Origin of the sequence: Streptomyces sp. NPDC049887, from assembly GCF_040656535.1 — a bacterium.
Classification (GTDB): Bacteria; Actinomycetota; Actinomycetes; order Streptomycetales; family Streptomycetaceae; genus Streptomyces.
This window is the reverse complement of record NZ_JBFAMM010000030.1, coordinates 50,615-63,017: the sequence shown is the minus strand read 5'-3', so window position 1 is coordinate 63,017 and position 12,403 is coordinate 50,615. Positions and strand designations below refer to the sequence as shown.

Below are 12,403 nucleotides of genomic sequence, written 5' to 3'. Positions count from 1 at the left end.
CAGGCTCGTCCGGGCGGCCCCGTCAGCCCGCCGCCCGTTCCAGTCGTACCGCGCAGACCTTGAACTCCGGCATGCGCGACGTCGGGTCGAGGGCGGGATTGGTCAACGTGTTGGCGCGGCCCGCGCCCGGCCAGTGGAAGGGCATGAACACGGTGTCGGGGCGGATCGCCTCGCTCACCCGGGCCGGAGCGACCGCCCGCCCGCGGCGCGACACCACCGTCACGGGCTCGCCGTCCGCGACCCCCACCCGGGCCGCGAGCTGCGGATGCATCTCGACGAACGGACCCGGGGCCGCCGCGTTCAGTTCGTCGACCCTTCGGGTCTGCGCCCCGGACTGGTACTGGGCCACGACCCGCCCGGTCGTCAGCACGACGGGGTACTCGTCATCGGTCGGCTCGGCGGCCTCCCTGTGCACCACGGGCACGAACCTCGCCCGCCCGTCGGGCGTCGCGAACCGGTCGAGGAACAGCCGAGGAGTCCCCGGGTGCGGGTCCCCGGCGGGCCGGTGCGCCGGCCCGGCCGTGTTCTGCACCGGTCCGTCCGGCCCGTTCGTGTCCTGTACCGGTCCGGCCGTGTTCTGCGCCGGTCCGTCCGGCTCGTTCGTGTCCTGTACCGGCCCGTCCGCCTCCGGGCAGGGCCAGAAGACGCCCTGCTCCTCCTCCAGCCTGCGGTAGCTGATGCCCGCGTAGTCCGCGGGACCGCCGGAGGAGGCGCGCCGCAGCTCCCCGAAGACCTCCTCCGGGTCCGTGGGGAAGCCCTTCTCGTGGCCCAGCAGCCCGGCGAGCCCGTGCACGACCTCCAGATCGCTGCGCACGCCCGGCGGCGGCGTCAGCGCACGGCGGCGCAGCAGCACCCTGCCCTCCAGGTTCGTCGTCGTCCCCGTCTCCTCCGCCCACTGGGTCACCGGAAGGACCACGTCGGCCAGTTCCGCCGTCTCCGACAGCACGACGTCCGCGACGGCGAGGAAGTCCAGCGAGCGGATCCGTTCCTCCACGTGCGCGGCCCGGGGCGCGGACACCACGGGGTTGGACCCCATCAGCAGCAGCGCCCGTACGTCCCGGCCGAGAGCGTCGAGCAGCTCGTACGCGCTCCGGCCGGGGCCCGGCAGCGAGTCGGGGTCGACACCCCACACCCCGGCCACGTGCGCACGCGCAGCCGGGTCGTCGAGCTTGCGGTAGCCGGGCAGCTGGTCCGCCTTCTGGCCGTGCTCCCGGCCGCCCTGGCCGTTTCCCTGGCCGGTGAGGCAGCCGTAACCGGCCAGCGGCCGGCCCGCGTTGCCGGTGGCGAGGGCGAGGTTGATCCAGGCGCCGACCGTGTCCGTGCCTTTGGACTGCTGTTCCGGCCCGCGGGCGGTGAGGACCATCGCGTTGGGCGCGTCGCAGAAGAGGGCCACCGCCGACCGCAGTTGGGGCACGCCCACGCCGGTGATCCGTTCGACCAGCTCGGGCCAGTGCGACATCGCCGCCGCCCTGGCGTCCTCCCAGCCGGTCGTGCGCTCCCGGATGAACTCCTCGTCGGTGCGGCCCTGGGCCACGACCAGGTGCAGCAGGCCGAGCGCGAGTGCGAGGTCGGTGCCGGGGCGCGGCGCGAGGTGCAGATCGGCCTGCTCGGCGGTCCTCGTACGCCGCGGGTCGACGACGATCAGGCGGCCGCCGTTGGCCTTCAGCTCCGTGAGGTAGCGCAGCGCGGGCGGCATGGTCTCGGCGAGGTTCGAGCCGACGAGGACGACACAGCCGGTGCGCGGGATGTCCTCCAGCGGGAACGGCAGTCCCCGGTCCAGCCCGAACGCCTTGTTGTGGGCGGCCGCGGCCGAGGACATGCAGAACCGGCCGTTGTAGTCGATCTGCGAGGTGCCGAGTACGACCCGCGCGAACTTGCCCAGCGCGTACGCCTTCTCGTTGGTCAGGCCCCCGCCGCCGAACACGCCGACCGCGTCCGCCCCGTGCCGTGTGCGGGTGCGCCGCAGCCCGTCGGCGGTGACGCGGAGGGCCTCCTCCCAGGTGGCCGGCTCGAGCCTGCCTGTGGCGGGGCGTCGGACCAGGGGCCCGGTCAGCCTGACCCGGGAGGAGAGCACCGCGGGTGCCGTGCGGCCCTTGCCGCACAGGGCGCCCCGGTTGACCGGGAAGTCGTCCCGCTCCACGACCTCGACCGTCTCCCCGGACCCGCGCAGGTTCATCCCGCACTGCAGGGAGCAGTAGGGGCAGTGGGTCGGGACGAGGGCGGGGGCGGGCGCCGGGGCCGATGCGTGGGACATGCGCCCCAGCGTGCGTCGTCCGTGTTACGGCGGCGGGCCCGCAGCATTACGGCCTCGGTACGCGGCCCTCCCCGGGCCGGGCGCGCCGCGGTGAGCGGCTCAGGGCACGGTGTCGGCCGCGGCCAGGGCCTCGGTCACGCCCGTCTCCTCGGGCCCCAGGAAGTGGGGGTCCGGCCGGAGCGCGACGTCCAGCGCCGCCTTGCCCGCCGCGAACAGCTCGCGCGCGCCGCCGTAGTACCAGACCGAGTCGTGGGGCTCGGCGACGCCGACGCCGTACGACTCGATCCCCGCGGAGTCGCACAGTGCGATGGCACGCTTGATGTGGAAGTCCTGCGTCACCAGCACGGCCCGGTCGACACCGAAGATCTTCTTTGCGCGGACGCAGGAGTCCCAGGTGTCGAAGCCCGCGTAGTCGCTGACGATCCGGCCGTCCGGCACACCCTGCCGGACGAGGTATGTGCGCATCGCGTCCGGCTCGTCGTACTCCGCCCTGCTGTTGTCGCCGGTGACCAGGACGACCTTGACCTTGCCGGAGCGGTACAGCTCGGCGGCGGTGTCCAGCCGGTGGGCGAGGTACGGGGTCGGCCGTCCCTTCCACAGCCCGGCTCCGAACACCAGCGCGACCTCGCGCTCGGGGGCGCCGGCGACCGTGCCGGTGCGGCTGTCGGCCACCGCGTGCGTCCAGGTCGCCGGGGCGAGCGCGATCACCGACGCGAGCATCAGCGCCTGCACGGTCCGCCGCTGCCCGCGCCGCGTCCGGGGCACGAGCCTGCCCAGCAGCCGCTTCGGCGCCGATCCGCCCGGCAGGGACCGGCGCCGCGCAGGCCGCTCCGGCACGGGTCCGCGCCCCAGGCGCCTGCCCGGCAGAGATCCGCGCCGCGTGAGTCCGCGCGGCAGCAGTCTGCGCGGCGGGAACGCGCGTGGCGGGAACTTCCGCATCGATGACCCCCTGGTTCGTCGGCTCACCTCCTCCGACGTTCGGCGGAGCGCAAAGGTTCGCTCCGTCCGCGCGATGTGAGCGGGAGAACTCCCCGGCTCGTCAATCGGAAGGGCGCAGGCCGCCTGCAGATGCCGTAAACCGAGGCCGAACTGCTCCCTCCGCCAAGGGACATGGTGCCGGTGCACCACAGATTGCGGCATGATCGAGCCATGATCACTGTCTCCGCCCGGAACAATGCCGAGTGGTGCCACGCGATGTGCCGTGCGCACGGGATACCCGGGGTGTTCGGTGACCGGGCCTGGACGAGCGAGCGGCGCACCCCGCCGTTCTACCCGGACGCCGTCACCCTCGCCCCGGACGCCACGAAGCGCGATGTGCTGGGAGCGATCGACCTCACGGGGACGGGCTGTTCGGTCAAGGACAGCTTCGGGCGGCTGGACCTCTCGGCCGACGGTTTCGACGTGGCGATCCAGGCGCGCTGGATCCACCGTCCCGCCGTGCTCGCCGCACCGGTCGCACCCGACGACGTCGTCTGGCGCCCCGTACGGTCCGCCCCGGACCTCGACCGCTGGGAGGCCGCGTGGTCCGGGGGCGACACGGCCCTGACCGGACTCTTCCGTCCGGGGCTTCTCTCGGACCGTAGCGTCACCGTCCTCGCCGGCACCGCCGACCGTGGCAGCCGCACGGTCGCCGGAGCGGTGGTCAGCCGCAGTGAGGCGGTCGTCGGCCTCTCGAACGTCTTCGCCGCGGACGGTGATCTGGACCGTGCCTGGTCCGGGTGTCTCGCCACCGTCGCCCGCCTCTGGCCGGGTATGCCCGTCGTCGGCTACGAGCACGGGGAGGACCTGGAGGCGGCGGCCGGGCAGGGCTGTGTGCCCGGCCCCGAACTGCGCGTCTGGCTCGCAAGCTGACGCCACCGGAGCGGTGCCGGTCCCGGCGCCGCTGATGTCGCCCTGTGACCGGCATCGTTCCCCGCGCCCGTGATGTCTGCCTTGTCTCCGGTGCCGTTCCCGGCGCGCGTTGCGTCGGTCCGGTGCCAGTGCCGGTGCCGGCGCGCGTGGCGTCGGTCCGGTTCCGGTTCCGGTGCCGGTGCCGGTGCCGGCCCTGGCATCGGCCTTGACTCCGGTGCCGTTCCCGGGGCCCCTCGCGTCGGTCCCGGGTCCAGTGCAGTCCTCGGCCCCTGGGCATTGCTGACATCGCCGTCCGCGGCGCCGTGAGCCCGCGGTAAACACCCGTCATCGCGGCGCAACGACGTGGCAACCTGCGCCGGTCAGTATCGGGTCATGACGGAGTCGGCACACCCTCGCGAGTCACTGACCCCGAACCCGCTGCCCCTCGACAGCACCGCTCAGCTGCTCACCCGCATCACCGCGCAGTTGGGGGCACAGCTCAGTCATGTCCAGCTCAACGGAGTGCGCAGGCCCATGAGTTCTCCCAGCCTCTCGTCCGCCGTCGCGGGCGACCCGTGCACCGCCCCGGCGGTGAACGGGGCCGCCGGCGCCGCCCCCGTACTCGTCGCCGTCGCCCACGGCAGCCGGGACCCCCGTGCCCTGCGGACCGTCACCCGGCTGCTCGACCGGGTGCGTGAGCTGCGCCCCGCCGCCGACGTGCGGCTCGGGCACATCGAGCTGGACGAACCGCTGCTGCCGGACACCCTCGCCGGTCTGGGCGGCCGTGATGCGGTGCTCGTACCGCTGCTGCTCGGCCGCGGCTTCCACGTCAAGCACGACATCCCCGCCGCCGTCGCCGCCGTGCCCGGGCTCCGGGCCCGGGTCGCCCCGCCGCTCGGTCCGCACCCCCTGCTCGTCGAAGCGCTCCACGACCGGCTCGTGGAGGCCGGCTGGTGCGGTCCGGAGGACGGCGGCCGCGGCGCCGGAGTGGTCCTCGCCGCCGCCGGATCACGCGACCCCGCGTCGGCCGCCGACGCCCGTAGCACCGCGGCGATGCTCGCCGAGCGCCTCGGCGGGGTTCCCGTCCTCCCCGCCTACGCCTCCGCCGTCTCGCCCACCGTGCCCGAGGCGCTGCGCGCCCTGACCGCCCGTGGCAGGCACCAGGTGGCCGTGGCCTCGTACTTCACCGCGCCCGGCCGGTTCGCCACCGCCTCCCGCAGTGCGGCGCCGTGGATCGCGGCCGCGCCGCTGGGTGCCCACCCCGCGCTCGCCCGGCTCGTGCTGCAGCGTTACGACGAGGCCCGCACGGCCCTGTATGCGCCGACCGACCCGCGCCGGCTGGTCACCGTCTGAGCCACGCCGTTGCCGCGCCCGCGGAGTCCGAGGCGTCCGTGAGGTGGCCCGGGGAGTCCGGGCGGCCGTGGAGTCCCGGGGCCCGGGAGCCCCTCGGCTTGCGCGGGCCCGCCGACCTGCTTCACCCGGCGCGCACCCGCCGCGTCGTCGGGCTCGGGGTCGGCTCGGCGACGTCCGGGCAGGCCCGGCGAGGCCGGCTCCCCGGGGTGCGGCGGCACACCCGCCCTCCGCGCGTCCCGCCCTCCGCACACCCGCCCTCCGCACACCCGCCCTCCGCGCGTCCCGCCCTCCGGGCGGACGGCACCGCCTGCGGACTCGGGCCGGGCGACTGCCGATACCGTCGTGGGCATGGAAGGCACCACGGGCGACCGCACCGATCACCGCGCACATCCCTGCGACCCCTGCGAGTACGACGACGCGGCCACCGCGCGCTGGGCCCCCGAGCCCGACAAGCGCCCGGGCCGCACGGCCTTCCAGCGTGACCGCGCGCGGGTGCTGCACTCCGCGGCGCTGCGCCGGCTCGCGGGCAAGACCCAGGTGGTCACACCCGGCTCGCGCAGCGCGGCCTGGGACCCCAGCCCCCGCACCCGCCTCACCCACTCCCTGGAGTGCGCCCAGGTCGGCCGGGAGCTGGGCGCGGCCCTCGGCTGCGACCCGGACCTGGTCGAGGCCGCCTGCCTCGCCCACGACCTGGGACACCCGCCCTTCGGGCACAACGGCGAGCAGGCCCTCAACGAGGTCGCCGAGGACTGCGGCGGCTTCGAGGGCAACGCCCAGTCGCTGCGGCTGCTCACCAGAATCGAGCCGAAACGGTTCGTCCGCTCCGGCGCGGTCACCTCCGCCGCCCCCGAGTCGGGCGGCGAGCTGATCAGCGTCGGGCTGAACCTCACCCGGGCCGCGCTCGACGCGGCCACCAAGTACCCCTGGTCCCGGGGCGGTCACCCCACCGACCCCGGCTCGCCGAAGTTCGGCGTGTACGAGGACGACCTGCCGGTCTTCGCCTGGGTGCGCGAGGGCGCCCCGGTGTACCGCACATGCTTCGAGGCCCAGGTCATGGACTGGTCCGACGACGTGGCCTACTCCGTGCACGACTTCGAGGACGGGCTGCACGCCGGCCACATCGACCCGAACGTGCTGCTGTCCGAGACCGAGCGCGCGGAGATCTGGGCGGTCGCCGTCGGCCGCTACGTCCCCGAGGAGACCGATCCGCAAGCCCTCGCGGAAGCACTCGACCGCCTCGTCGACCAGGAGTGGTGGCCGCACGGCTACGACGGCTCGGCCGTCGCCCAGGCCCGGCTCAAGGACGCCACCAGCCAGCTCATCGGCCGGTTCTGCCTGGCCGCCGAGGGCGCCACCCGTCACGCGTACGGCACCGGCAGGCTCACCCGGTACGAGGCCGAGCTGGTCGTCCCGGAGGAGGCCCGCCTGGAGTGCGCGGTCCTCAAGGCGGTCGCCGACCGCTATGTGATGCAGCGCGCGGAACAGGAGGCCCTGCGCGCGGACCAGCGCGTCGTCGTCGCCGAACTGGCCGAGGCTCTGGCCGCCCGGGCCCCCGAGGGCCTGGACCCGCAGTTCCGCGCGATGTTCGACGGCGCTCCGGACGACCGTGCCCGCAAGCGGGTGATCGTCGACCAGATCGCCTCCCTCACCGATGCCACCGCCCGTGCACTGCACCACCGTCTGCGCCCGCACGCCCGGTGACCCGCGGCGTCCGTTCGGCGTGAGCCGTCAAGCCGCGTGCCCGTCCGCATGTCCTGCCGCACACCGGGTGATCCGCGGCGGCCTTCCGGCGTGATCCCGCCGTCGGTCCGCCGCACGCCCGCCCGGTCCCGTGCGGCCGCCCCGCGCCGTCCCGGCCCGCCGCACGCCCGCCCGACCCGGCGGTCACGGGGTCCGCAACCAGCCGTTCCGGTTCGCCCACCGGAGCGCCCCCTCTTCCGCCATCACGCTCTGTGCGGGACGCTCGCAGGAAGGCGGCGTAGCGTGCTGTGTCGTCCCGGAGGACACCTCCGGGAACCCCGGCCGTGAACAGGGAGGCAACAAGTGGTCGACGCACATCGGACTTTCGTCATCGTGGGCGGGGGGCTCGCCGGGGCCAAGGCGGCTGAGACCCTCCGTGCCGAGGGCTTCACCGGCCGAGTGATCATCATCGGTGACGAACGCGACCACCCCTACGAGCGACCGCCCCTCTCCAAGGGCTACCTCACCGGGAAGGAGGAGCGCGAGGCCGTCTTCGTCCACGAGCCCGCCTGGTACGCCCGGCACGACGTCGAGCTGCATCTCGGCCAGTCCGTCACCGCCGTCGACCGGGAGGGCCGCTCCGTGCTCCTCGGCGACGGCACGACGGTCCACTACGACAAGCTGCTCCTGGCCACCGGCTCCGAGCCCCGCCGCCTCGAGGTGCCGGGCACGGATCTGGCCGGCGTCCACCATCTGCGCAGGCTGGCCCACGCCGACCGGCTCCGCCAGGTTCTGGCCGCTCTCGGCCGTGACAACGGCCACCTGGTGATCGCAGGGGCGGGCTGGATCGGCCTGGAGGCCGCGGCCGCCGCCCGCGGCTACGGTGCCGAGGTCACCGTCGTCGAGCCCGAGCCCACGCCGCTGCACCAGGTCATCGGCCCGGAGCTGGGGCAGCTCTTCGCCGATCTGCACCGTGAGCGCGGCGTCCGCTTCCACTTCGGCAGCCGGCTCACCGAGATCGTCGGGCAGGACGGCATGGTGCTCGCCGCCCGTACCGAGGACGGCGACGAGCACCCCGCCCACAGTGTGCTCGCGGCGATCGGAGCCGCCCCGCGCACCGGCCTCGCCGAGGCCGCCGGGCTGGCGCTCGTCGACCGGGCGCACGGCGGCGGCGTCGCCGTGGACGCGTCCCTGCGCACCTCCGACCCGGACATCTACGCCGCGGGCGACATCGCGGCCGTGCACCATCCGCTGCTCGGCCTCCGGCTGCGCGTGGAGCACTGGGCCAACGCGCTGAACGGCGGCCCCGCCGCCGCCCGCGCCATGCTCGGCCGCGAGGTCTCCTACGACCGGATCCCGTACTTCTTCTCCGACCAGTACGACCTCGGCATGGAGTACTCCGGCTGGGCCCCGCCCGGCACGTACGACCAGGTCGTGCTGCGCGGCGACGCCGGGAAGCGCGAGTTCGTCGCCTTCTGGCTGAAGGACCGGAAGGTCCTCGCCGGGATGAACGTGAACGTGTGGGACGTCACCGAGGGCGTCCAGGGCCTGATCCGCTCCGGCCGCGCCGTGGACACGGACGCCCTCGCCGACCCGGGCACTCCGCTCAGCGCTGTCGCACCCGCCCCTTAAGATTTACGCGTGGCGGGAAGGATCAATGACGACGACGTGAAGGCGGTGCGGGACGCGGTCCCCATCGACTCCGTGGTGTCCGAGTACCTCCAGCTGCGCAACGCGGGCGGTGGCAACCTCAAGGGCCTGTGCCCGTTCCACGACGAGAAGTCCCCCTCCTTCCAGGTCAGTCCGAGCAAGGGCCTCTTCCACTGCTTCGGCTGCCAGGAGGGCGGGGACACCATCACCTTCGTGATGAAGGTGGACCATCTGTCGTTCTCCGAGGCGGTCGAGCGCCTCGCCGCCCAGGCCGGCATCACCCTGCGCTACGAGGAGGGCGGGTACAACCCGGCCCACCAGCGCGGTGAGCGCATCCGGCTGGTGGAGGCCCACCGGATCGCGGCCCAGTTCTACGTGGAGCAGCTCGACGGCGCGGAGGCCGAGATCGGCCGCAAGTTCCTCGCGGAGCGCGGCTTCGACCAGGCGGCCGCGCAGCACTTCGGCGTGGGCTACAGCCCGGCCGGCTGGGACCATCTCACCCGCTTCCTGCGCGGCAGGGGATTCTCCGACAAGGAGCTGCTGCTCTCCGGGCTCTCCCAGGAGGGCCGCCGCGGCCCCATCGACCGTTTCCGCGGCCGGCTGATGTGGCCGATCCGGGACATCTCCGGTGATGTCGTAGGTTTCGGTGCACGCAAACTCCGCGACGACGACAACGGCCCGAAGTACCTGAACACCCCGGAGACCGCGATCTACCGGAAGTCCCAGGTGCTCTACGGCATCGACCTGGCGAAGAAGGAGATCGCCAAGTCCAGCCGCGCCGTGGTCGTCGAGGGGTACACGGACGTGATGGCCTGCCATCTCGCGGGCGTCACGACGGCGATCGCGACCTGCGGCACCGCCTTCGGCGGCGACCACATCAAGATCCTCCGCCGGCTGCTGATGGACAACGGCAGCGCCAAGGTGATCTTCACCTTCGACGGTGACGCGGCGGGCCAGAAGGCCGCGCTCCGGGCCTTCGAGGACGACCAGAAGTTCGCCGCCGAGACCTTCATCGCCGTCGCCCCGGACGGCATGGACCCGTGCGACCTGCGCCTCGCCAAGGGTGACGAGGCCGTGCGGGAGCTGGCCGAGCCGCGCAACCAGCTGTTCGAGTTCGCGATCCGGCAGATCGTGAAGACCTACGACCTGGAGACCCCGGTCGGCCGTGCCGCCGCCCTCGACGAGGCGGCACCCATCGTCGCGCGAATCAAGAACAGCGCCTCCCAGCACGAGGTGGCCGTCCAGCTCGCCGGCCTGCTCGGCATCCTCGACACCCAGTTCGTGGTCCGCCGGGTCGCCCAGCTCGCCCGATGGGCGCGGGAGCGGGGGAGCGGCGGGGGCCCGGGCCCGGCCCCGGCGCGCCACACGCAGGCGTACGACACCGCGCGCCCCTCGCCACGGCCCAGCGGCCCCGCGCTCAATCTGCGCAGCCCGGCCCACCGCACCGAGCGCGAGCTGCTGAAGCTCGCGCTCCAGCACCCGGAGCTGGTCTCGCCGGCCTTCGACGCCTACGGTGCCGACGAGTTCACGGCCCCGCCGTACGCCGCCGTGCGCCAGGCGATCGCCGACGCGGGCGGCGCCGAGTTCGGCGTCCCCGATCCGCCCGCCTACCTGGCCCGCGTCCGGGAGGCCGCGCCCGACGACTCCGTCCGCGCGATGGTCACCGAACTCGCGGTCGAGGCCGTCCACTCCAGGACCGTCGACGAGAACTACGCGGGCGTCCAGCTCGTCCAGGTCCGGCTGCGGGCCGTCGACCGCCGCATCCGCGACGTCCAGGGCACCCTGGCGCGCCTCGGCGCCCACGCCGACCCCGGACAGGCCGCCGCCGTGCAGAACGAGCTGTGGGTGCTCCAGCAGTACGGGCAGTCGCTCCGCAACCGCGGCGCGGACGCGCTGTAGCCAGGGCGCCGCAGGCCGGACCGGCCCCCGGGGCGCGGGGACGAAGGCCCGTGCGGGTCCGCGCGGCCTCCGCGGCACCCCTCCGCCGCCGGGCCGCCCGCGCAGCCCCTCCCTCGCACCGTCCCGCTCACCGGTAACCGCGCGGTCACGGACCGGACGCAAAAAGTCACCGCACGCCCCTCGTGGCGGTGATGTGTCGTACCCCACACTGGGGTGCGGTGCCTGAGTCCCCGGAGCGCGGCCGGTCCACGACAGATGGGCCATTCAACCCCGCGGATCCGCTCATCGTGTACGGGACGGACAGCGGCCCGGCCGCCGTCCCCGTCCCGCTGCCGCCTGCCCCCCAACCGGCAGCACCCAGCCTGGAGGTCGCTCCCGTGCAGACCCGGACCCTGACCGAAGCCGATCCGGTCGCGGCGGTCCCGCCGCAGAGCCGGGCAGCGCACCACCCCGAGAACGATCCCCCGCCGGTGCCGGACGTCGTGGCGGTCGAGGACGGCCCGGGGCCGGCGGAACCGCCCGAGCCTCCCGCGTCGCTCGACACCACCGGGACTCATGAGCCGCCCGGGCCGCCCGGGCCCGAGGCCCGCACGGGCACCGCCGCGGCCGGCCCCTCGTCCGACCTGTTCCGGCAGTACCTCCGGGAGATCGGGCGCATCCCCCTGCTCAGCGCCGCCGAGGAGGTGGAACTCGCCCGCCGGGTCGAGGCGGGCCTCTTCGCCGAGGAGAAGCTCAGGCGCACCCCCGACCTGGACTCCCAGCTCGCCCTCGACCTCGACAGGCTCGTCGTCATGGGCCGGATGGCCAAGCGCCGGCTGATCGAGGCCAATCTGCGGCTCGTGGTCTCCGTGGCCAAGCGGTACGTGGGCCGTGGTCTGACGATGCTCGACCTCGTCCAGGAGGGCAACCTCGGACTGATCCGCGCGGTGGAGAAGTTCGACTACGCGCGCGGCTACAAGTTCTCCACGTACGCGACGTGGTGGATCCGCCAGGCCATGTCACGGGCCCTCGCCGACCAGGCACGGACCATCCGCGTGCCCGTGCACGTCGTGGAACTGATCAACCGCGTCGTACGGGTCCAGCGCCGCATGCTCCAGGAACGCGGCTACGAGCCCACCTCCGAGGAGGTCGCCGCCCAGCTCGACCTCACGCCCGAACGCGTCGGCGAGGTGCTGCGGCTCGCCCAGGAACCGGTGTCGCTGCACGCGCCCGTCGGCGAGGAGGACGACGTCTCCCTCGGCGACCTCATCGAGGACGGCGACGCCGCGTCTCCCGTGGAGTCGGCCGCGTTCCTGCTGCTCCGGGAGCACCTCGAAGCCGTTCTCTCCACGCTCGGCGAGCGTGAGCGCAAGGTCGTCCAGCTGCGCTACGGACTGGATGACGGCCGGCCCCGCACCCTGGAGGAGATCGGCCGGATCTTCGGCGTCACCCGGGAACGCATCCGCCAGATCGAGTCCAAGACGCTCGGCAAGCTGCGCGACCACGCCTACGCCGACCAGCTGCGCGGCTATCTGGACTGAGCGTCGCCGTCGGAGGGCCCCTCGGCGGACCGCGCCCTGCGCGCGTCGATGCCCGCGCCGACGGCGACGCCGAGGCCCATGCCCAGCCCGATGCCCAGCCCCAGGTTGTCGAAGGCGAACCCGATCGCGACCCCGATGGCCATGCCCAGCGAGATCCCGAGCGCCACCCCCGTGCCTTACTTCTTCCCCGTCCGGTCTCCCCGTTCCCCGTCGATCC

At 74.0% G+C, this 12,403-nt stretch carries 9 protein-coding genes; 6 read left to right on the top strand and 3 right to left on the bottom strand.

Going from position 1 to position 12,403, the window contains the following annotated elements:
* Positions 1-22 precede the first annotated feature (22 nt).
* Both AB0J10_RS28585 and AB0J10_RS28580 read right to left on the bottom strand, forming a co-directional pair.
* Positions 23-2,254: a molybdopterin oxidoreductase family protein gene (locus tag AB0J10_RS28585; RefSeq protein ID WP_363065416.1), complete on the bottom strand. Its 2,232-nt coding sequence runs from the start codon at positions 2,252-2,254 to the stop codon at positions 23-25.
* Between the two features lie 99 nt (positions 2,255-2,353).
* Positions 2,354-3,061: an ElyC/SanA/YdcF family protein gene (locus AB0J10_RS28580; RefSeq protein ID WP_363065466.1), complete on the bottom strand. Its 708-nt coding sequence runs from the start codon at positions 3,059-3,061 to the stop codon at positions 2,354-2,356.
* 342 nt (positions 3,062-3,403) lie between these two features.
* On the opposite strand from AB0J10_RS28580, the gene AB0J10_RS28575 reads away from it, so the two are divergent.
* From AB0J10_RS28575 to AB0J10_RS28550, 6 genes are all read left to right on the top strand, one after another.
* Positions 3,404-4,105, top strand: coding sequence for a hypothetical protein (locus AB0J10_RS28575; protein WP_363065414.1), 702 nt, complete (start codon positions 3,404-3,406; stop codon positions 4,103-4,105).
* Positions 4,106-4,477: 372 nt separating this feature from the next.
* Positions 4,478-5,437 carry a sirohydrochlorin chelatase gene (locus tag AB0J10_RS28570; protein ID WP_363065412.1) on the top strand — a complete coding sequence of 320 codons (960 nt, stop codon included), beginning with the start codon at positions 4,478-4,480 and terminating at the stop codon, positions 5,435-5,437.
* A 348-nt stretch (positions 5,438-5,785) separates the two neighbouring features.
* Positions 5,786-7,138 carry a deoxyguanosinetriphosphate triphosphohydrolase gene (locus AB0J10_RS28565; protein WP_363065410.1) on the top strand — a complete coding sequence of 451 codons (1,353 nt, stop codon included), beginning with the start codon at positions 5,786-5,788 and terminating at the stop codon, positions 7,136-7,138.
* Positions 7,139-7,480: 342 nt separating this feature from the next.
* The gene (locus AB0J10_RS28560) at positions 7,481-8,749 is read left to right on the top strand and encodes an FAD-dependent oxidoreductase (protein ID WP_363065408.1); all 1,269 of its coding nucleotides are present in this window, start codon (positions 7,481-7,483) and stop codon (positions 8,747-8,749) included.
* A 9-nt stretch (positions 8,750-8,758) separates the two neighbouring features.
* Positions 8,759-10,666 (top strand): DNA primase, encoded by a 1,908-nt coding sequence (gene dnaG / locus AB0J10_RS28555; protein WP_363065406.1) that lies wholly within the window; start codon positions 8,759-8,761, stop codon positions 10,664-10,666.
* A gap of 218 nt (positions 10,667-10,884) precedes the next feature.
* Positions 10,885-12,186, top strand: coding sequence for an RNA polymerase sigma factor (locus AB0J10_RS28550; RefSeq protein WP_363065404.1), 1,302 nt, complete (start codon positions 10,885-10,887; stop codon positions 12,184-12,186).
* Here the strand turns inward: AB0J10_RS28550 and AB0J10_RS28545 are convergent.
* Positions 12,174-12,353, bottom strand: a complete 180-nt coding sequence (locus AB0J10_RS28545) for a hypothetical protein (protein ID WP_363065402.1) — start codon at positions 12,351-12,353, stop codon at positions 12,174-12,176. The two genes, AB0J10_RS28550 and AB0J10_RS28545, sit on opposite strands and share 13 nt — an antisense overlap.
* Between the last annotated feature and the right edge of the window lie 50 nt (positions 12,354-12,403).

Coding starts and splice junctions, on each gene's coding strand:
- AB0J10_RS28585 (WP_363065416.1), bottom strand. CDS start 2,254: ATGTCCCACGCATCGGCCCCGGCGCCCGCCCCCGCCCTCGTCCCGACC.
- AB0J10_RS28575 (WP_363065414.1), top strand. CDS start 3,404: ATGATCACTGTCTCCGCCCGGAACAATGCCGAGTGGTGCCACGCGATG.
- AB0J10_RS28570 (WP_363065412.1), top strand. CDS start 4,478: ATGACGGAGTCGGCACACCCTCGCGAGTCACTGACCCCGAACCCGCTG.
- AB0J10_RS28565 (WP_363065410.1), top strand. CDS start 5,786: ATGGAAGGCACCACGGGCGACCGCACCGATCACCGCGCACATCCCTGC.